Here is a 21,966-nt window from a genome sequence, read left to right as displayed (position 1 = left end):
TATGCATCTTTATTAAGATAAAGTCTAAAAAAAGTTTAAAATTAACTTACCCATTTCATCATTAGTGCACAAAAGAAAGCACCATAAGTTCCTAATGCGTAACCTAAAACTGCTAATAAAACCCCAACAGGAGCTAAAGATGGATGAAATGCACCTGCAACAACTGGGGCAGAGGCTGCACCACCAATATTAGCTTTAGAGCCCACAGCTAAAAAGAAATAAGGTGCTTTTATAATTTTAGCTACTAAAAATAATAATCCCACGTGAATAATCATCCACACAAAGCCAATGGCAAACAAACTTATATTTTCTACAATGGCGTTTAGGTTCATTTTCATTCCAATTGAAGCTACCAAAATGTAAATAAAAACGGTACCTATTTTACTAGCGCCTGCACCTTCATAATTTTTTGCTTTAGTAAACGATAAGAAAATACCAATGGTTGTGGCAGAAATTATCAACCAGAAAAAAGAACTTCCCAAACCAAAATCAACTAAAAAAGGAACATTATTAGCGATATAACTTCCTAAATTATCACCAACAATATGCCCAATGGAAGTCACACCAAATGCAATCCCTAATAAAATAATTAAATCATTAAAAGAAGGAATGCGAGCTGTTTCTAAAGTAAATTTTTCCATCTTGTTTTTTAAAGTAGTGATAGAAGAATTATCAGCTTTAAACCAACGATCAATAGCATCAGATTTTGCAACTCCTATTAATAAAAATGCCATCCACACTTCTGCTACTAAAACATCTACAACAGCCATTATGCTAAATAAACTATCAGAAACTTCCCATTGTTCTTTCATCGCTAATTGGTTTGCACCACCACCAATCCAGCTTCCTGCAACTGTAGATAGTCCTTTCCAAAGTTCAGTACCTTCTACTTGTACTAAAATATCTGGAGCCACATATTTAAAAAATAAAATTGCAATTGGCCCACCAATCATAACTCCTATGGTTGCTGTTAAAAACATAATTAATGCTTTTGGTCCTAACTTTAAAACGCCCTTTAAATCGATACTTAGAGTGAGTAAAACTAGTGAAGCTGGAAGTAAAAACCGAGAAGAAACATAGTATAATTTGCTGCTTCCTGTAAATTTAGAATACACAGCACTATCAATATTATTTGTTGCAATGTATTTTTTTAAAGAGTTTAAATCTGTAACATTAGTAAGATTATTATACAATGAATTTAGATGTGTAATTGTGGCATCAACATCTATCCATTTATCTGCAATAATGCCTAGTGAACTAAATATTGAAGGAATAAAATAGCATAATAAAAGTGCTGGTACAATTTTATAGAATTTTTGATAAGATTTTAAGGTTGATGTATAAAAAATACCTGCCAATAGTACGCACAAAACACCAAAAATAATAGTGTCATTGGCAAATAATGGAATGTCGTTGTTTATTTCTGAGATATTCATTTATATATTTCTAATATGATTTGTATTTAAAATGATGCCTAGTTGTAATCTATGCGATTTTGAGTTACTAAACTGGGTATGCATATAACCAAGTTTCAATTTTATTTGTTTAGTAAGCTTCTGTAAAAATCCAAAACCAGTTCTGTTTTGCCCAAACGCTTTTGTAGCAAATTTTATAAAAATTTCATTAAAACCGTAAGTAGTTAATTTTTGCGAAATAGGATAGCTTAAAAATAATCCATATCGAATTCTATGGGTGGTTTTATTTTCAAAATTTTTTCTTCTAAAGCGTTGTGCGAGTCTTACTCTGTGTTTTATACCAAAATTTCCCCAATTGTCTTTGAGGTTTAAATCTTGATAAAATCGATACTCATACAAGTCAGGTGCGTCTGTTTTGTAAGAACTATCTGTAATAGAATATACGCTTCCTAAGGTAAAATTAAAATTTGGATTGATTTTATAATTCAGGCCAAGTCTATAAATTTCTTGTTGATACTCAGTGATAAATTCGAAATATCGAACGTGAAAGCTCGTTTTTAAGGAGTATTTTTCTGACAGTTTATGCGAGCCATTGTACATATACCACGTTCCTAATTTATTTTCAGAAGAAGTTTGAGCTTGACTTTTAAAAAAGATAAAAATCAAGCTCAAAAATACTATAATTTGCTTCATATAATTAATTCGCAGAATAAATTTTAGTTTCTTTAAAAGGTGAAATTTGAATGTTTTCTACTGATTTTTTGTATTCAATCCAATCGTTATTAAAGAAAGTATTGGTAGCTGAAATCGCTTTTTTGAACTCTTCTTTAAATTGATTCATTAACACCTTTTCGGTTTCAGTTTGTTCTCCAAAACGTGAACGAATGTACCTTGATGCTTGACTAAAACGCTGACTTACGGTAATTTCTGGATTTCTAGTAATACCTTGTCTTTTATCAATAGTACCCAAATATAAAGCCATTAAAGTATCAATTTTTTTGATGATTTTTGTTGATGCTTTTATTTCGTCTTTATATTTTTTTTGCGCTGAACTTAATTCAGCATCTGATGTTTTAAGCTTTTTTTGTATTTGACTCGCTGTATTTTTACTTGCTACCAATTGTTTTACAATATTTGCCATTTTTTCTTGATAGCTTTCAAGCTCTTTACTAGCCTCATATTTTTGATTGATGGCTGCATCAGAAATTTGTAATCTTGGGTCGAATTCAACCTTTATGGTTTGTTCAGCAACTGCATCACCAAAGGTCATTTTTAAACGATATGTGCCAGGTTTTACAGTAACACCACCAGGTTCTCTTGTTGATTTTCGAATTCTTCTTGATGGTCTATCAACACCTTTTTCTCTCAAATACCAGGTGGTTTTATGAATACCACTTTCTTTTGGAGCTTTAAATTTTAAAGTTCTAATTTGTCTATCACCATCAAAAATTTCTAATTTAATAGAATCATATTTTACTTTTTTGTCACTTTGAACTTGTTTTAGGGCCTCATCATTCTTTTTAGATTTTTTCGACTTCTTTTCTATCGTTTTCAAAGGACTTAAGTCCCTTGTAATGAAATAAGAAATACTAGCACCACCATTTCTATTTTCTCCTTGATACAAAGCATCTGCGCCAAATCTGCTGCCTGTTGGTTGTTGTGTTGCTGCTTGATATGCTGTGGGAGGTGAAAATAATGCCAATTTCTTTGAGGTTACATTGCCTTTAGCCATCGCTCTTAAAGGTCTGATATCGTCTAAAACCCAAGCTGCACGTCCAAAAGTACCAATGATTAAATCGTTTTCTCTCGGGTGAATTACCAAATCTTTTACAGGCACAGTTGGGAAACCATTGGTCCATTTTGTCCATTTGTTTCCAGCATCCATAGAAATATATAAACCATCATCTGTACCTAAAAATAATAAATTTGCATTTTCAGGATCTTCAATAATACATAAAGTATAAGATTGTACATCATTTTCATCTACAATACGTTCCCAAGTTTTTCCATAGTTTTTAGTTCTATAAGCGTAAGGTGTATAATTAAAACGTCTGTAATCATTCGCAATTAACAAAGCTTCGCCTTTATTTTTGTTAGAGGCTTTAATTTGCGTAATCCAACTATTTGCTGGTAAATCTTTGATGTTTTTTGCAACGTTTGTCCAAGTTTCTCCACCGTTTTTGGTGATGTGTACTTGACCATCATCAGTAGCAGCCCATAAAACGTCTTTTTCTAAAACAGTTGGTTCTATTACTAAAACTGTACAATGATTTTCGGCACCAGTTGCATCCATAGTTAAACCACCACTTTCTGCTTGTTTTAATTTTTCTGGATCGTTGGTGGATAAATCAGGTGAAATCACTTCCCAAGTCAACCCTTTGTCTGTAGATTTATGCACAAACTGACTTCCAAAATACAGCGTATTATTATCAAAAGGATCCATATTTATGGCAGCATTCCAATTGAAACGCAGTTTTACATTCGGGTCTTTATGTGTTGGTTTTACAGAATAATTATTACCTGTTTGATAATCATAACGAACCACAGAACCTTGCTGACTCATAGACCATCCATACCTAGAATCGTCTTTATCTGGTACAACATCAAAACCATCACCAAAAGATATTTCTTGCCAGTAACTATTTCTAATTCCTTGTGCTTTCCAAACATAAGCTGGCCCTCTCCAAGAACCATTGTCTTGCATTCCTCCATATACGTTATAAGGAAATTCATTATCCACATTTATGTGATAAAATTGAGCAACAGGAATATTGCCAATAAATCTCCAGTTTTTTCCACCATCTTTGGTAATATTTAATCCACCATCATTTCCATCAATCATAAATTTACCATTCTTTGGATGAATCCACCAAGCGTGATGATCTGGATGTACTCCATTATCAACTCCATAAGCTGGCATTAATTGAGAGAAGTTTTTCCCTCCATCTTGAGAAACATTTACATAGGTAAAAACGGTATACACTCTGTTTTCGTTCTGAGGATCTACATAGATTTCTGAATAGTAAAAAGGACGATTTCCAATTCCGGGTTTGTCATTTATTTTTTTCCATTTAAAACCACCATCTGTACTTTTATATAAAGCATTCTTTTTGGCTTCTACCAAAGCATAAATTGTATTCGGTTCACTTGGTGCAATTGCCACACCAATTCTACCTAAATCTCCTTTTGGGAAACCTTCTTTTTCAGTAATTTTTTTCCAGTTTTCTCCTCCATCGTGTGTAATGTATAATCCAGAACCTTTTCCACCAGAATTAAAAAACCACGGATCACGTTTGTGTTCCCACATTGCAGCAATGATTTTATTTGGATTTGTTGGATCCATAATCAAATCTGCAGCACCTGTTTTTTCATTGTTATATAAAATCTGTTTCCAAGTTTTTCCTCCATCAGTTGTTTTATAAACACCTCTTTCTTTGTGTTCTCCCCAAGGACTTCCAATAGCACCTACATAAACAATATCTGGATTTGTTGGGTGAATGATAACTCTATGAATATGACGTGTTTTTTCTAAACCCATAGCTTGCCAAGTTTTCCCAGCATCTAAAGATTTGTAAATACCAAAACCACCATTTAAACTGTTTCTTGGGTTACCTTCTCCAGTTCCTGCCCAAATTACACTTGGGTTAGATTGTTGAATGGCAACAGCGCCAATAGAAGCTGTGAGTTCTTTTTCGAAAATGGGTTCCCATTTTATACCTCCAGAAGTAGATTTCCAGATTCCTCCAGAAGCAGTACCAACGTACATTATTTCTGGATTGGACTCTACAACATCAATAGAAGTTACACGCCCAGACATTCCTCCAGGACCAATGTTTCTAGGTTTCATGTTTTTTATTAAATCCATAGAAAACTCTTGCGAAAAGAGTAGGGTAGTAGTGCATAAAAAAAGTAGTGTAAATAATTTTTTCATTATGTTTAATTTGAAGATTTGAATTACAGCCAACAATATACAAAATAGAAAACGCTCAATAAAAATTGAGCGTTTATTTTAACAGATTTGTTTTATATAAGGGGTTTAAACCGCTTTTAAAACTGTAAAGATTATTCTTCTTTCTTTTTAGGTTCGCGTTTTGCTTCTTTTAAAGCCTGCATTAACATCCATTCTATTTGTCCGTTTGTAGAGCGGAATTCATCAGCAGCCCATTTTTCAATAGCTTTAATCATATCTTCATTTATTCGCAATGCGAAAGCTTTCTTTTTAGCCATAGTTTATACGTTTGTCTTTAGTTGTTAGACTTTAGTACAAAAGTTGTAATTGTATTAATAATTTCTTGAGATAGCGCAAAATCTGGAGAAGCATAAGATTTTAGATTATCTTCTTCTTTCTCAATATGTTTTAAAAGATGATTCATGTTTTTAATAATCACCAATTTTGCATTAGGTTTTCCTTTTTTAAGATTTTCTGCATCTAAAACTTGTACTTGCAAATCTTTATCGCCATTAATTAATAATGTTGGAATAGTTACTTTTTTGATTTCTTCAACAGGATTTAAAGCTATCCATGAACTTAAAAAAGGTTGGTTTTGAGGTGCAAAAAGTGACATTAAATTAGGGTCTACTTCTTTAATTGTACCTGTTTCTGTTAATTCTTTCAAATACTTTGCTGTAATTGCTCCATAAATTGGGCTTTGTTTTGTAATTTGTCTTACCAATGTTTTATCAATTGTTTCTCCTGCACCAGCAATAGAAATATATTTGTCTACATTTTCTAAGGCCAACATTGCTATTAGAGAACCTTGGCTATGACCTACTAAAATGATTTGCGTAAAACGATCATCATTTTTAAAATGATTTACAACTTCTTTTACATCATTTATAAAGTCGATAATTAAAACACCATCTTCTTTTAAGAAAGCTACATTTTTAGGATTAGCAGTTCTTTTATCATAACTAAAAAAAGCAATATTATTTTTGTTGATAGCTTCTCTAAATTGTTTAATATATTGTGGTTGATTACCATTTCTATCAACGCCACCAGAACCGTGAACCCAGATGATTAAAGGCGACTTTTCTTGAGTGTAGGATAACGTTCCTGGCAATTGAATAGCTTGATTGTTTATGGATATTTCTTCGGTTTTTACTTGCGCTAAACTATAAGTAATTGTAAAAATGGTTATTATTAAGTAACTTAAAATACGTATCATCGTTTTTCTATCTTAGATTTATATGTCTCTAAAACCCTATTGGCTTCTTCTTTTTTTTGAGTACCAATTAATAATTTTTTTCCTGTTTTGAGTTCTAATTGAATGCCAATATCACCAGAAACGTTTATGGCTTTCCCTTTGTTTTTGTTCCAAAGAGCACCACCTTTTAAACCCCAACCACCATATTCTCCTATAGGATCGTAAATGCGAACATAAGCTTTAGAAACCATACTCCAAGAAATCAACTTTAATTTAAAATGAAAAGGAAAAAATTGATAGTAAATTCCTTTTTCATCAATTCTTGTGGTTAATTTAAAAGTGAAAATAAAAAGTGCAGAAGCTAAAATACCTAACAAAGTTAATACAAATTGATTTGTTGTTAAGCTTGTATTTTCTTTTGAAAATTCTTTTACCATAATGCCAATTGGCACCATAATGCTTAGGGCTATTAAAACAATAAGCCATAATTGAGTAAAACGTTGCTCTTCTTTAAAAACTTTCATTATCTGTTTTTGTCTCTTTCTAGAATCATTGAATTCCAACCATGAGGTATGTTTTTATAAAACCAACCTTCTCTGGCATATTAGTTGAGTATATCTTCTAGTTTTTTGTCTCTATTTCTTAATCCCAATTTAAGGGTTACTACTTTATACTCTTTCATTTCTATAATTAATTTTGAACTTATTTTTTTGCTAACAACTAACAACTAACTAGTGACTCAAAGTTCCTGCATTTACAACAGGAGACGCTTCTTTATCTCCACAAAGAATTACTAATAAATTACTAACCATAGCAGCTTTACGCTCTTCATCTAACTCAACAATATCTTTTTTATTTAACTCATCTAAAGCCATTTCTACCATTTCTACAGCTCCTTGCACAATTTTATGTCTTGCAGCAACAATTGCAGTTGCTTGCTGTCTTTTTAACATTGCAGAAGCAATTTCTTGAGCATAAGCCAAATAACCAATTCTAGCTTCTAAAACTTCTATTCCAGCAATTGCCAAACGTTCTTCCAACTCTTTTTCTAACGCCTCAGAAACTTCATTTACGCTAGATCGTAAAGTAATATCTTCATCTACACCTTCATCAGCAAAGTTATCATATGGGTACATACTTGCCAATTTACGCACAGCAGCATCTGTTTGCACGCGTACAAAATTTTCGTAATTATCTACATCAAAAGCAGCTTTATAAGTGTTGGTAACTCGCCAAACTAAAATGGTAGAAATCATTACAGGATTCCCTAATTTATCGTTTACTTTTAAACGCTCACTATCAAAATTACTCGCTCTTAACGATATTTTCTTTTTGGTGTAAAACGGATTTGCCCAGTATAAACCATTCGCTTTTATGGTACCTACATATTTACCAAACAGTAAAATTACTTTAGAGGTATTTGGGTTTACTAAAATAAAACCAAAAAAACCAATAAAACTAAGTGCACTAATAATGATATACATTGAATTTTCTTGTTGGATAGATATTAGAATGCTTCCAACAAATGCCGCTAAAACAATTACTAACATTAAGTAACCATTAGCTGGTTTAATAATTTTTTCTGATTTCATTTGACTTGAATTTAAAATGATATTAAAATGATATCACAAAGATATATTATTTTTTTATGATTTTCCAAAATTTCTGAGCAATTATTTTATAGTTTTGCAATACAATAAAACAAAAACAAAACAGATGAAACTAAAAATATTAATGTTTGCACCTCTCTTTTTTCTTTTAAATCCTACTAATAACAAGATTGATTTTTGGGGTAAGAATGGGCATAGAGTTACTGGTAAAATAGCTGAAAAGCATTTAACTAAAAGAGCCAAAAAGAAGATAGATAAACTATTAAATGGGCAAAGTTTAGCTTTTGTATCAACATTTGCAGATGAAATAAAATCAGATAGTGCTTATAGTAAATATTATTCTTGGCATTATGTGAATATGGATTTAGATGAAACTTATGAAGAGGCTGAAAAAAATCCGAAAGGAGATTTAGTAACAGGAATTGATACTTGTGTAAAAGTGTTAAAAGATCAAACCAGTTCTGTTGAAGAAAAAGCATTTCATTTAAAGTTATTGGTACATTTTATAGGCGATTTACATCAACCTATGCATGTTGGGCGTAAAGAAGACAAAGGTGGTAACGATGTGCAGGTGCAATGGTTTGGAAAAGGAACTAATTTACACAGTGTTTGGGACAGTAAAATGATAGATGATTATAAGATGAGTTATACAGATTTAGCAGACAATGCAGAACATTTATCTAAAAAACAGATTGAAGCTTTGCAAAAAGGCTCTGTTATAGATTGGGTAAATGAAGTTCACAAAACTACCAAAAAGGTATATAGTTCTGTAAAAGTTGGCGAAAATTTACGTTATCGATACTCATTTGATTATTTTGGAATTGTAAGAACTCAGTTACAAAAAAGCGGAATTCGTTTAGCAAAAGTATTGAATGATATTTTTGATTAATACATTGATAATCAATTTTTAAAAATAAGTTCTCTTAATGTAGTTTAAGAGAACTTTTTTGTTAATAATGCGTTAATTATGTTTTACATCATTTTAAATTAATGTAATTTTATAATATGAAAAAATCAGTTTTTATAATCGCATTTTTTATGTTGATTTTATCTTGTAAAAAAGAGGCTTCTAAAACGAATGCAACCAACATTACAGATAAATCAGAAAAAAATATTTCTGTACCAACCTATAATTACAAGCAATTGAAACCTTTTTTAGAAAAAGAAGATGAAAAAACATATGTAATTAACTTTTGGGCAACTTGGTGTGCACCATGTGTAAAAGAATTGCCTTATTTTGAGAAGATAAATAAACAATATTCTAATAAGAATGTAGAGGTTTTATTGGTGAGTTTAGATTTTCCTAAACAAGTTGAAAAAAAACTAATTCCATTTATCCAAAGAAAAAAAATAGCTTCTAAAGTGGTGCATTTTGATGATGTAAATGAAAATTATTGGATACAAGCTATTGATAAAAGTTGGAGTGGTGCTTTGCCTGCTACCATTATTTATAACAAAAATAAAAGAAAGTTTTATGAGCAATCTTTCGATTATGAAACATTAGAAAACGAATTAAAAACATTTTTAAATCCTTAAAATTATGAAAACAATTAAAGCTATTTTATTACTTGCAGTTGTTGTGTTGACTACTGCAGCATTCACGTTAAAAACAGAAAAAGGGTATGCAGTTGGAGATACGATCGAAGATTTTAGGCTAAAAAACATTGATGATACCATGGTTTCTTTATCAGATTATGACGATGCAAAAGGGTTTATAATTATTTTTACCTGCAATACTTGTCCTTATTCAGTGGCCAATGAAGATAGAATTATTGCTTTAAATGATATTTATGAAGACGAGGGTTTCCCTGTAATTGCTATCAATCCTAATGATCCAAAAGCAGTACCAGAGGATAGTTTGGCTAAAATGAAAGTTAGAGCAAAAGAAAAAGGTTTCGAATTTCCTTATTTGCTAGATGAAGGGCAAAAAGTGTATCCTAAATTCGGAGCGAGTAAAACTCCACATGTTTATATTGTTACTAAAAAGGATATGAAAGTTCAATATATAGGAGCAATTGACGATAGCTCTAGAAACCCATCTGCGGTTACAGAAAAGTATGTAGAAAATGCTGTAGAGGCTTTATTAGATGGTAAAAAGATAGAGAAAACAGAAACGAGAGCAATAGGTTGTTCTATTAAGACTTTGTAACTTTTTTTATAATTTCATCTTTAAAAAGACATCTATTTTTAGATGTCTTTTTTTTGTTATTTACTATTAACTTTAGTAGTAGAAATAAATATATTATTTATCACCTGTATGGTTTTTGTATTGGAAAATAAGGTGTTAATTTACACAATTACTGCTTTTTAATGTTTGTGTATGGTTCATATATAGTTTTGTTTTAAACTTAATAACTATGATATTCTTAGATTTATAATCTACTAATTACTATAACTATAAACAAACAAAATGGGTGAATTTCTACAAAAACAAAAATTAAAAATACTTTTATGTGTATTTTTATTATCAACTGGCATCAATCATTTAAGTGCAAGTAATAAAAGTTACAATAATGATCAGCCAACAACAAATGCTCCAACTCCACCAGAACGTAAAGCCTTAGATATAATATCAATTTTTAGTGATGCTTACGATAATATAACTGGAGCAAATTATAATCCAGATTGGCAACAAAGTGGTTTAACTACTGCAAATACTGATTTTCAACCTTTAGGATCAGGAAACTCAGTTTTGGCTTATACAAATTTTAATTATCAGGGAATTGAATTTAATTCTGTTCAAGATTTAACAGCAATGGAATATTTACATTTAGATATTTGGACCGTAGATGGTGTAATTCCAAGTATAACTGTAATAAGTTCTGGGGCTGAAATTCCACATACCCTTGAAAATAGTGATGGTAAGTGGCAAAGTTTCGAAATACCTGTAGCAGGTATTACTGGAGATATTACCAAGGCAATTCAATTAAAATTTACTGGCGGAACTGGTTTTTCAACCGCTATTTATTTGGATAATATCTATTTTTATAAAAATCCAACAGCTTCAGGAAAAGATGCTACATTAAATGCCTTAGAAGTAGATGGTACGTCTATTGATGATTTTTCACCAAACACAGAAACCTATTTGATGGCTTTACCAGGAGGAACAACACAAATACCTCAAATTACTTTAGCAACTCCAACAGACAATTCAGCTTCAACAGTAATCACACAAAGTACATCTATTCCTGGTAACGCCACTGTTTTAGTTACATCTCAAGATGGTTCAACTACAAAAACGTACACAGTATCTTATCATATTGGAGCACCAAATACAAATGCACCTACTCCTCCAGCCAGAGAGCCTTTAGATGTAATATCAATTTTTAGTGATGCTTATGATAATATAACTGGCGCCAATTATAATCCATATTGGCAACAGAATGGTTACAGCTCAGCAGATACAAATTTTCAGCCAACAGGATCTGGAAATGCAGTTTTAGCCTATACAAATTTTAATTATCAAGGAATTGAATTTAATTCTGTTCAAGACTTGACTTCAATGGAGTTTTTACATTTAGACATTTGGACTGTTTTTGGGGTAACTCCAAGTATAACTGTAATAAGTTCAGGAGCCGAAATTGCACATTCAATTTCAAATGGAGATGGAGAATGGCAAAGTATTGAAATTCCTGTAGCTGGTATTACAGGTGATATTAGAAAGGCAATACAATTAAAATTTACAGGAGGTAATGGTTTTACAACAGAAATTTATTTAGATAATATTTATTTCTATAAAAAACCTACAAGCACAGGAAAAGATGCTACCTTAAGTGCTTTTGAAATTGATGGAACTTCAGTTGAAGGGTTTTCTCCAAATTCTGAATTTTACGAAATGGCTTTACCTGGGGGTACAACACAAGTGCCTCAAATTACTTTAGCTACAACAACAGATGCAGCAGCTACAAAAGTAATCACACAAGCACCATCTATACCAGGTGATGCCACTGTTGTTGTAACATCAAAAGATGGCTCAACAACAAAAACCTATAAAGTATCTTATTTTATTGGGGCACCACATATTAATGCGCCAACACCACCTACAAGAAATTCATTAGATGTTATCTCAATTTTTAGTGATGCTTACAACAATATATCAGGAGTGAATTATAATCCAGATTGGCAACAAGTTGGTTTTACTTCTGCGAATACTAATTTTCAACCTACAGGTTCTGGAAATGCAGTGTTAGCTTATACAAACTTTACTTATCAAGGTATAGAATTGAATTCAGTTCAGGATTTAACGGGTATGGAGTTTTTACATTTAGATATTTGGACGGTTAAAGAAGTAGTGCCAACAGTTGCGGTTTTAAGTTCAGGATCAGAAATTGCGCATTCCATGACAAATGGAGATGGTAAATGGCAAAGTATAGATATTCCAGTTGCTGGTATTACAGGCGATATTACAAGAGCTGTTCACTTAATGTTTAACGGAGGAAATGGCTCACCAAGTGCCATTTATGTTGATAATATATATTTTTATAAAAACCCAACAGCAGCTGCAAAAGATGCTACGTTAAGTGCATTACAAGTAAACGGAGCTTCCGTTTCTGGCTTTAAGCAAAATTCAGAATCTTATTTAATGCCTTTACCTGGTGGCACAACACAAGTACCTCAAGTTACTTTAGCAACCACTACAGATGCTGCAGCTACAAGAGTAATTACCCAAGCAACGGCTATTCCTGGAGATGCAACAGTAGTCGTTACATCTAAAGATGGTACCAACACAAAAACATATAAAATATCCTTTTTTATTGGGGCTCCCCATATAGATGCACCAGTTCCACCTACTCGTCAAAACTCAGATGTTCTTTCAATTTTTAGTGATTCATATATTAATATTTCTGGGGCAAATTACAATCCATATTGGCAACAAAGTGGTTATAATTCTGCTAATATAGCGTTTCAACCTACGGGTTCTGGAAATGAAGTACTTGCTTATACTAACTTTAATCATCAAGGAATTGAGTTTAATTCTATTCAAGACTTAACAGGTATGGAGTTTTTACATATAGATGTTTGGACAGTTAATGAGTTAATACCAAGCGTAGTTGTTATCAGTTCTGGTACAGAAATAGCCCATGCAATTCCTAATGGAGATGGCAAATGGCAAAGTATAGACATTCCTGTTGAAGGCATAACAGAAGATATTACAAAAGCAATTCATCTGAAATTTACTGGGGGAGATGGTTTTTCAAATGATATTTATTTAGATAATCTTTATTTCTGGAAAGCACCATCACTTGGAGTAAAGAATTTAGAAATTTTGAACCTTAAGGTTTTCCCTAATCCTTCACAGAATAGTTGGACGATTCAAACTGATGTTGATAGTATTACTTCGGTTAAGGTATTTGATGTGCAAGGAAAAAATGTGTTTTCATCAACACCAAATAATAAGGTGACTGTTATTGATGGATCAAATTTAAAAATAGGATTTTATTACGCTCAGGTTAAAACCTTATCAGGAGTTCAAACAATGAAGCTTATAAAAAAGTAGGTGGTCTAATTATTATTTGTTCATCATTCTTTCTTATAAAATAAAAATAAAAATATGACATTTATAAATCAAATAGAAACTAAGGTAATTTTTTTAGTTTTTGCATTATTTTTTGCGTTCTCAATTTCTGCTCAAACTACACAAGTGGGTAGTGGAAGTTACACAAATACTTATCCAGGGGCAGATAGTGCTGGTAGAAATGGTTTTCCAACAGGGTCACCACAACTTACTGGTAATGCTGTTGGCAAACCAATTCCAACAAATGATTGGTGGTCTAAGTTGATTAAAGAAAATCACGCAGATAACTTATTCAATTATCCAATGACAATGAAAACCACAAATACAGGTTTAATTGTTACCTATATTCCTTGGGGAGTTATTGGAGATTCTGCACCAATAGAAGTTGGTTTAACTGGGTTAAGTACAGATAGAGCAACCGTTTCTGATTACTCAGACTGGACAGTTACAATGAACTGGAAAGATGCCGATAATGAATTAAAAGTGACTTCTGGTATTGGAATGCCATTTTTATACTATGAAAAAGATGCAGACGATATTGTCGAGATTAAAGTAAATTCAGGTAATGCTTCTGTAGACAATGAACTTTTAATAGTAGAAAATGCATCAAATGGTCAAGATTTTGTTTTTTATGCACCTTCTGGTAGTACTTGGATGCAATCTGGAAATACATACACATCCACTTTAAACGGTAAAACCTATTGGTCTATGGCAATGTTGCCACAAAATACTGCTAATGTTACTGGTGTGGCGCAAGATTTAAAGAAATATGCCTATGTTTTTCCAACAAATACAACTACATCTTGGGCTTATAATGAAAGCAATTCTAAAGTAACCACAACATTTTCGGTTACTACAGCTATTAAAGAAGGTACAGACGATAAAATGTTGTTAGGTTTATTGCCTCATCAATGGTACAATTTAACGTCTAGTTCTCCAGTGCCTAATGCATATACGTATAGTTCTGTTAGAGGAGCGTTAAAAATGTTAGCAGAAAATAGCTTTACCGTAGAAAATACGTTTAAAGGTATTTTACCTACAATTCCGTATTTAGCCAATTATAGTGCTGGGTTTAGTCCATCAGAATTAGATGCTAAAATATCACAAATAGAAAATGATGGTTTAGACACTTGGACCGATTCTTACAACGAAGGGCAAGTAATGAATCGTTTGATACAAACTGCAAGAATTGCAGATCAAACTGGTAATATAGAAGCAAGAGATAAAATGATTGCTACCGTAAAAGAACGATTAGAAGATTGGTTAACCTACGAATCTGGAGAAAGAGCTTTTTTGTTTTATTATAATGATACTTGGACAGCTTTATTGGGTTACCCTTCAGGTCATGGGCAAGATACCAATATTAACGACCACCATTTTCACTGGGGCTATTTTATTCACGCAGCTGCTTTTATGGAACAATTCGAGCCTGGTTGGGCTTCAAATTGGGGACCAATGATAAATACTTTAATTAGTGATGCAGCTTCCGATGATAGAAATGATACAAAATTCCCTTTTTTAAGAAACTTTAGTCCTTATGCAGGGCATAGTTGGGCAAACGGATTTGCAACTTTCCCACAAGGAAATGACCAAGAATCAACGTCGGAAAGTATGCAATTTGCATCCTCTTTAATTCATTGGGGAACAATTACCAATAATAAAGAAATTAGAGATTTAGGAATTTACATTTATACCACAGAACAAACTGCTATTGAAGAGTATTGGTTTGATGTTTATGAACGTAATTTTAGAGCAGAACAGCAATACAGTTTGGTTTCTAGGGTTTGGGGAAATTCTTATGATAATGGTACATTTTGGACAGCAGATATTGCAGCGTCTTATGGTATAGAAATGTATCCAATTCACGGTGGTTCTTTCTATTTGGGCCATAATCAACAATATGCACAAAAACTGTGGACAGAAATTTCTCAAAATACAGGAGTATTAAGTAAAGAAGATAACGATAATTTATGGCACGATACTTATTGGAAATATTTATCAATGACTAATCCTCAAGAGGCTGTAAACTTATACAATGCCTATCCTGAACGTAATTTAAAGTTTGGTATTTCTGATGCACAAACCTATCATTGGTTACATTCCGTAAATGCTTTGGGTGTTATCGATGCTACAATTACAGCAAATTACCCAATTGCAGGCGTGTTTAAACAAAATGGTGAAACAACCTATGTTGCTCATAATTATTCTGATGCTCAAATTGTGGTTACTTTTTCTGACGGATACCAATTAACAGTGCCTGCAAACCAAATGAAAACAAGTAGAGATGTTGATGTGAGTGGAGTTTTGTCTTCTAATTTTACGCAAGCTTTTCCTAATGGAAGCGTAAATTTATCAGCAACTATTACAGGAAATGGCATTACAAAAGTTGAATTTTTTGACGGAACTGTTGCTATAGGTGAAGATACAACAGCACCTTATGAGTTTAAAGCAGATAATTTAACGCTTGGTGTTCACGGTTTTTATGCTAAAATTTATATCAACAATCAATTTAATGTTACCAATATTGTAGAGGTTCAAGTAGGGGAACAAGTACCTTATTTAGGAAATCCAACAATAATTCCTGGTGTTTTGGAAGCTGGTTTTTATGATAAATTTGAAGGAGGAATAGGACAAAACATTAGTTATGTTGATACTTCTATAGGTAATAATGGCGATTTTAGAACCGATGAAAATATCGATGCAATTTCTGTAAATGGAGAAGGAGCAACTGTAGGTTGGAATTCAGCTGGAGAATGGATGGAATATACAATTGATGTTCAAACTGCTGGGAATTACGATTTAAGTTATAGATATGCTTCTGGAAATTCGGCAGGTGGTGGCCCTTTCTATTTTGAAGTAGAAGGTAAAAAAGTAAGTCCAGATATTTTTGTTCCTTATTCTTCAGATTGGGATGTTTGGCAAACAGATAATGTTTCGAATATCGAATTAAGAAAAGGTGAAAATATACTGCGTTTATTTATAGAAAGTGGTGAGTTTAATATTGGTAAAATGACGTTTTCTTACAATAGTCCTTTATCTTATGTTCCACCAGTTGCAAATGCAGGAGCAAACGTTTCTGTAATAACACCAAATACAACTGCGAGTTTAGATGGTTCTGCAAGTAACGATCCTGAAGGAGAAACGATTACTTATAACTGGGAACAAATTTACGGACCAACAATCATCACTTTTAATGATAACACAACTGCATCACCAAATATTTCTAATTTAGTAGAAGGTGTTTATAAATGTAAATTAACGGTAAGTGATGGAGCTTATGAAGCTTCAGACGAAGTGCTAGTTTTGGTTTCAAGTTCTGGGAATATTAAACCAACCATATCAATTACATCTCCAGGTAATAATTCCTCTTTTAAAGAAGGTGCAGATATTACAATTTCTACGACCGCTAGTGATTTAGATGGTACAGTTACACTTGTAGAATTTTTTGATGGAGCAACAAAGTTAGGAGAAGATACTTCAGCTCCATTTAGTTTTGTATGGTCAGCAGCCAGTCTTGGATCGCATCAAATTACTGCAATAGCAACAGATAATTTAGGTGCAAAAACGACATCTACTGCAGTAAATATTACGGTTTCTGAAGAAAAGAAATGTTCTGAGGTTTCATCAGAAGCGCAACAAGGCGCTTTTTCTCAAGGATATCGAGTTACTTTTGAAACGATTGGAACTTCTGTAGAAGTACAATTTGAGTTGTTAGATACCGATAAATCTGGGGTAATTGCCTATTTATGGAAACAATCTCCTTTTGCTGAAACTCAAATGAATCAAGAATCGGGTCTTGTTTTTAAAAGTACAGTGGGCGGACTTACAATTGGCGAAACCATAAGTTATGCTTGTAAATTTGCATATTCAGGTGGATTATCTGCAACCAAATATTTTTCTTATAAAGTAGGAGATAGCTGTACAGGAAGTTCCTCAGATACAACAGCACCAGAAAATTTTACGGCAACTCTAGGCAATATTACTGCAACTACTGCAGAGATTGTATTGAATGGTACAGATGATTCTGGTAAGGTGATTTATGAAATAGATTTTGATAATACTTCACAATCTGTGAATGCAAACTCAGGTGAGCAGACTACTTTTACAGTTACAGGATTATCACCAGATACAGATTACACATTTAATGTTAAAGCAAAAGATTTATCAGGAAACGTTGCCACAAATAATCCGATAGTATTAAACGCTAAAACTACTGCAAACACTAATACTAAATGTGCTGGTTTTGCAAGTGATGCCATAGAAGGTTCATTCTCTCTTGGATACAATTACGAGTTTACTACAAACGGAACCAGTGTAGCCATTACTTTTGAGTTGTTAGACACTGATAAAACTGGTGTGGTTGCCTATTTATGGCAACAATCTCCATTTTCGGAAGTTCAAATGACTAATGCTGGAGGAAAAAAATTCACACAAACTGTAAGTGGTTTAACCAATGGGCAAACCATAAGTTACGCATGTAAATTTGCATTTGCAGGTGGTTTAGGGGTAACCAAGTATTTCTCTTATACTGTTGGCGATAATTGTACATTAAGTGCACAAGATCATGTGCTGTCAAATTCCATTATGATGTATCCTAATCCTGTAAAAGATATTTTATACATAAACTCAAGCATAAAACAACTTACTAAAATTGAAGTGTATTCTGTTTTAGGTAAACGAATGTTAAAATTCGATACCAAATTAGAGCAAATACATGTTGACGATTTATCTAGTGGTTTATATTTGATAAAATTATATACTGATGAATTAAGTTATACCACAAAATTTATAAAAGAATAAAGTAATTTAAGTCAATAAAAAAAAATCCGTTTAGAAAATTTCTAAACGGATTTTTTATTTTTTCAATTTTGTCATTTCGACCTTGTGGATAAATCTTTTAAGATATTTCAACTGTTCACAAGATGATACTGATTAAATTTATTTATTTACCAAAACAAACTCACCTTTTTCAATTAAAGGAATCGCTTGTTTATATTTTACCACTTTTTCTTCACCACTCATTACATTTTTGATAGTAACACGTTCGTTTCTACCAATTTTTGGTTGTTCACGCACAACAGTTTCTACAGGTTCTTGAGTTTGCTGTCTAGAATTCTGAATAGCTTGTTCAGTGGTGTTTTGAACGTCTGCCTTACTTGTATTTAAACGCTCTCTTTTTTGTTGACGAGCTTCTGAAATCTGATTCGATTGTTGAGGTAATTCGCCCTTAAATAAGAACGACAATACTTCTTTATTAATATCATCTACAGTGCTCTTAAACAACTCAAAAGCTTCGAACTTATAAATTAATAAAGGATCTTTTTGTTCATAAGATGCATTTTGTACAGATTGTTTTAACTCATCCATTTTACGTAAATGCTCTTTCCAATTTTCATCAATTATAGCTAAAGTAATGTTCTTTTCAAAATCTGTAATTAAAGATTTTCCTTCACTTTCATAAGCCTCTTTTAAATTGGTAACAACTTGTAAAGATTTAATTCCGTCTGTAAAAGGAACAACAATTCTTTCATATCTATCGCCTTCATTTTCAAAAACATCTTTAATAACAGGATAGGCTAAAACTGCGTTTCTTTCAATTTTGCTTTTGTAATGTTCAGTTACAATATCATATAATTTGTCTGCCAATTCTTTTTCTGACATCTTATTGAACTCTTCTTCAGAAAAAGGAGAAGTCATAGAAGAAAAACGAATCAATTCGAACTCAAAATTCTGAAAATCTTTAACTGCCTTATTACTGTTAATGATAGACTCGCAAGTATCATAAATCATATTTGCAATATCAACTTGTAAGCGTTTACCATCTAAAGCATTACGTCTTCTTTTGTAAACAAACTCACGTTGTGCATTCATAATATCATCATACTCCAACAAACGCTTTCTAATCCCAAAGTTATTTTCTTCAACTTTTTTCTGTGCTCTTTCAATAGATTTGGTAATCATAGAATGCTGAATTACTTCACCTTCTTTTAAGCCCATTCTGTCCATCATTTTTGCAATTCGATCAGAACCAAATAAACGCATTAAATTATCATCTAAGGCAACATAAAATTGTGTGGAACCAACATCACCTTGTCTTCCTGCACGACCTCTAAGTTGTCTATCAACACGTCTAGAATCATGTCTTTCTGTACCCACAATAGCTAAACCACCAGCAGCTTTTACTTCATCAGTTAACTTAATATCTGTTCCACGACCAGCCATATTGGTTGCTATAGTTACTACACCTGGTTTTCCAGCCTCAGCAACAACATCTGCTTCACGTTTGTGTAATTTTGCATTTAAAATATTATGAGGAATTTTACGCATTTGCAACATTCTACCCAATAATTCTGAAATTTCTACAGAAGTTGTACCCACTAAAACAGGCCTGTTTTGTGCCACTAATTTTACAACATCTTCAATTACAGCATTGTATTTTTCACGTGCTGTTTTGTATACTAAATCTTCTTTATCGTCTCTTTGAATTGGTTTGTTGGTAGGTATTTCTACAACATCTAATTTATAGATTTCCCATAATTCACCAGCTTCAGTAATCGCAGTTCCTGTCATACCAGAAAGTTTACGATACATTCTAAAGTAATTCTGTAAAGTTACTGTAGCAAAAGTTTGTGTAGCATCTTCAATTTTTACATTTTCTTTGGCTTCAATAGCTTGATGTAATCCATCAGAATAACGACGACCGTCCATAATACGACCCGTTTGTTCGTCTACAATCATCACTTTATTTTCCATCACTACATATTCAACATCTTTTTCAAAAACAGTATAGGCTTTTAAAAGTTGATTCATGGTATGAATACGTTCGCTTTTGATGCTAAAGTCTTTATATAACTCTTCTTTTTGCGCTGCTTTTTCTTCTTTATCTATTTCAGCACTATCAATTTCACCAATTTTTACACCAATATCTGGTAAAACAAAAAATGTATCGTTATTGGTTTTTTCTGATAAATGTGCGATACCTTTATCTGTCAAATCAATTTGATTGTTTTTTTCTTCTACCACAAACCATAAGTCTTCATCAACTTCTGGCATCAACTTATTGTTATCTTGCATGTAAAAGTTTTCTGTCTTTTGCAAAATTTGTTTGATACCTTCTTGCGATAAAAATTTGATTAAGGCTTTGTTTTTAGGTAAACCTCTGTACACTCTTAATAATAATTTGCCACCTTCTTTATCATCACCAGCAGCAATTAATTTTTTAGCCTCTGCTAAAACACCAACTAAATGTTTTTTTTGTAAGCCTACTAAATCAGCAACTAAAGGTTTTAATTCTGTAAATTCGTGTCTGTCTCCTTGAGGAACTGGTCCAGAAATAATTAACGGAGTTCTTGCATCATCTATTAAAACTGAATCTACTTCATCTATTATAGCATAATTTGGCGCTCTTTGTACCAAATCGTCTTTAGAGCTAGCCATATTATCACGCAAATAATCGAAGCCAAATTCGTTATTGGTACCATAAGTAATGTCTGCATTGTAGGCTTTTCTACGTGCGTCTGAATTCGGTTGATGAAAATCGATACAATCTGTAGATAAACCGTGAAATTCGAAAATAGGCGCCATCCAAGCTCTATCACGTTTTGCTAAATAATCATTTACGGTAACTACGTGAACTCCATTTCCGGTTAAAGCATTCAAGTACACAGGTAAAGTTGAAACTAGTGTTTTTCCTTCACCAGTCATCATTTCTGCAATCTTACCTTGATGTAAAACAGAACCACCAATTAATTGTACATCATAATGAATCATGTCCCAAGTAACAGGTTTTCCAGCAGCATCCCAAGAATTTGCCCAATAAGCCTTATCATCTTCTAAAGAAATGTGTTCGTTTTCTGCTGATAATTCTCTATCAAAAGGTGTTGCTGTTACTTCTATTTCTTCATTTTCTACAAAACGTTTTGCAGTTTCTTTAATAACAGCAAAAGCTTCTGGCATTATTTCAGCAAGTTTGGCTTCAGAAATGGTATACGCTTCGTCTTTTAAGGCATCAATTTCTGTATAAATATCTTCTTGTCTATCTATATCAGCATCTTTGGCTTCTAGTTCTAGCGTTGAAATTTTATCATCTAATTCTTTAGTAGCTGCCTTAATCTTAGCTTTGAATTCTTGCGTTTTAGCACGCAATTCATCGTGAGAAAGTTGCGCTAAAGTAGCCTCAAACTTTTTTACATCTTCTACAATTGGTTGTAGTGTTTTTAAGTCTTTTTGTTGTTTATCACCAACAAAAAGTTTTATTACAGAATCTAATATGCCCATATATG

13 protein-coding genes are annotated in these 21,966 nt (G+C 32.4%); 5 read left to right on the top strand and 8 right to left on the bottom strand.

Going from position 1 to position 21,966, the window contains the following annotated elements:
* Positions 1-41: 41 nt before the first annotated feature.
* From SJY27_RS03460 to SJY27_RS03430, 7 genes are all read right to left on the bottom strand, one after another.
* Positions 42-1,436: a DUF819 domain-containing protein gene (locus tag SJY27_RS03460; protein ID WP_397446866.1), complete on the bottom strand. Its 1,395-nt coding sequence runs from the start codon at positions 1,434-1,436 to the stop codon at positions 42-44.
* Positions 1,437-2,108, bottom strand: coding sequence for a DUF2490 domain-containing protein (locus SJY27_RS03455; protein ID WP_397446865.1), 672 nt, complete (start codon positions 2,106-2,108; stop codon positions 1,437-1,439). It abuts the gene before it with no gap.
* Between the two features lie 4 nt (positions 2,109-2,112).
* A complete protein-coding gene (locus SJY27_RS03450; protein WP_397446864.1) occupies positions 2,113-5,346 on the bottom strand; it encodes a hypothetical protein in 3,234 nt (1,077 codons plus the stop codon).
* Positions 5,347-5,477: 131 nt separating this feature from the next.
* Positions 5,478-5,642 (bottom strand): Arc family DNA binding domain-containing protein, encoded by a 165-nt coding sequence (locus SJY27_RS03445; RefSeq protein WP_081411166.1) that lies wholly within the window; start codon positions 5,640-5,642, stop codon positions 5,478-5,480.
* A 17-nt stretch (positions 5,643-5,659) separates the two neighbouring features.
* Positions 5,660-6,580 (bottom strand): alpha/beta hydrolase, encoded by a 921-nt coding sequence (locus SJY27_RS03440; RefSeq protein ID WP_397446863.1) that lies wholly within the window; start codon positions 6,578-6,580, stop codon positions 5,660-5,662.
* On the bottom strand, positions 6,577-7,083 hold the full coding sequence (locus SJY27_RS03435; protein ID WP_397446862.1) for a hypothetical protein: 507 nt from the start codon (positions 7,081-7,083) through the stop codon (positions 6,577-6,579). The genes SJY27_RS03440 and SJY27_RS03435 overlap by 4 nt, the downstream gene beginning before the upstream one ends.
* Before the next feature lie 207 nt (positions 7,084-7,290).
* On the bottom strand, positions 7,291-8,151 hold the full coding sequence (locus tag SJY27_RS03430; RefSeq protein ID WP_397446861.1) for an SPFH domain-containing protein: 861 nt from the start codon (positions 8,149-8,151) through the stop codon (positions 7,291-7,293).
* 124 nt (positions 8,152-8,275) lie between these two features.
* On the opposite strand from SJY27_RS03430, the gene SJY27_RS03425 reads away from it, so the two are divergent.
* The 5 genes from SJY27_RS03425 to SJY27_RS03405 all read left to right on the top strand — a co-directional run bounded on the left by SJY27_RS03425 (position 8,276) and on the right by SJY27_RS03405 (position 18,484).
* The gene (locus SJY27_RS03425) at positions 8,276-9,058 is read left to right on the top strand and encodes a S1/P1 nuclease (protein ID WP_397446860.1); all 783 of its coding nucleotides are present in this window, start codon (positions 8,276-8,278) and stop codon (positions 9,056-9,058) included.
* Positions 9,059-9,174: 116 nt separating this feature from the next.
* The gene (locus SJY27_RS03420) at positions 9,175-9,705 is read left to right on the top strand and encodes a TlpA disulfide reductase family protein (RefSeq protein ID WP_397446859.1); all 531 of its coding nucleotides are present in this window, start codon (positions 9,175-9,177) and stop codon (positions 9,703-9,705) included.
* Between the two features lie 4 nt (positions 9,706-9,709).
* The gene (locus tag SJY27_RS03415; RefSeq protein WP_397446858.1) at positions 9,710-10,318 is read left to right on the top strand and encodes a thioredoxin family protein; all 609 of its coding nucleotides are present in this window, start codon (positions 9,710-9,712) and stop codon (positions 10,316-10,318) included.
* A gap of 261 nt (positions 10,319-10,579) precedes the next feature.
* Positions 10,580-13,666 (top strand): T9SS type A sorting domain-containing protein, encoded by a 3,087-nt coding sequence (locus SJY27_RS03410; protein ID WP_397446857.1) that lies wholly within the window; start codon positions 10,580-10,582, stop codon positions 13,664-13,666.
* Between the two features lie 54 nt (positions 13,667-13,720).
* On the top strand, positions 13,721-18,484 hold the full coding sequence (locus tag SJY27_RS03405) for a glycosyl hydrolase (protein WP_397446856.1): 4,764 nt from the start codon (positions 13,721-13,723) through the stop codon (positions 18,482-18,484).
* Positions 18,485-18,622: 138 nt separating this feature from the next.
* Here the strand turns inward: SJY27_RS03405 and secA are convergent, their stop codons facing one another.
* Positions 18,623-21,961 carry a preprotein translocase subunit SecA gene (gene secA / locus SJY27_RS03400; protein WP_397446855.1) on the bottom strand — a complete coding sequence of 1,113 codons (3,339 nt, stop codon included), beginning with the start codon at positions 21,959-21,961 and terminating at the stop codon, positions 18,623-18,625.
* Positions 21,962-21,966 lie beyond the last annotated feature (5 nt).

Source organism: Polaribacter sp. R77954, assembly GCF_044595335.1.
Classification (GTDB): Bacteria; Bacteroidota; Bacteroidia; order Flavobacteriales; family Flavobacteriaceae; genus Polaribacter.
This window is presented reverse-complemented; position numbering and strand designations above follow the sequence as displayed.

Bases quoted from the DNA above. Each gene is read 5' to 3' on its own strand.
- SJY27_RS03425 (WP_397446860.1), top strand. From the start codon at position 8,276: ATGAAACTAAAAATATTAATGTTTGCACCTCTCTTTTTTCTTTTAAAT.
- SJY27_RS03430 (WP_397446861.1), bottom strand. From the start codon at position 8,151: ATGAAATCAGAAAAAATTATTAAACCAGCTAATGGTTACTTAATGTTA.
- SJY27_RS03440 (WP_397446863.1), bottom strand. From the start codon at position 6,580: ATGATACGTATTTTAAGTTACTTAATAATAACCATTTTTACAATTACT.
- SJY27_RS03435 (WP_397446862.1), bottom strand. From the start codon at position 7,083: ATGAAAGTTTTTAAAGAAGAGCAACGTTTTACTCAATTATGGCTTATT.
- SJY27_RS03410 (WP_397446857.1), top strand. From the start codon at position 10,580: ATGGGTGAATTTCTACAAAAACAAAAATTAAAAATACTTTTATGTGTA.
- SJY27_RS03415 (WP_397446858.1), top strand. From the start codon at position 9,710: ATGAAAACAATTAAAGCTATTTTATTACTTGCAGTTGTTGTGTTGACT.
- SJY27_RS03455 (WP_397446865.1), bottom strand. From the start codon at position 2,108: ATGAAGCAAATTATAGTATTTTTGAGCTTGATTTTTATCTTTTTTAAA.
- secA (WP_397446855.1), bottom strand. From the start codon at position 21,961: ATGGGCATATTAGATTCTGTAATAAAACTTTTTGTTGGTGATAAACAA.
- SJY27_RS03460 (WP_397446866.1), bottom strand. From the start codon at position 1,436: ATGAATATCTCAGAAATAAACAACGACATTCCATTATTTGCCAATGAC.
- SJY27_RS03420 (WP_397446859.1), top strand. From the start codon at position 9,175: ATGAAAAAATCAGTTTTTATAATCGCATTTTTTATGTTGATTTTATCT.
- SJY27_RS03405 (WP_397446856.1), top strand. From the start codon at position 13,721: ATGACATTTATAAATCAAATAGAAACTAAGGTAATTTTTTTAGTTTTT.
- SJY27_RS03445 (WP_081411166.1), bottom strand. From the start codon at position 5,642: ATGGCTAAAAAGAAAGCTTTCGCATTGCGAATAAATGAAGATATGATT.
- SJY27_RS03450 (WP_397446864.1), bottom strand. From the start codon at position 5,346: ATGAAAAAATTATTTACACTACTTTTTTTATGCACTACTACCCTACTC.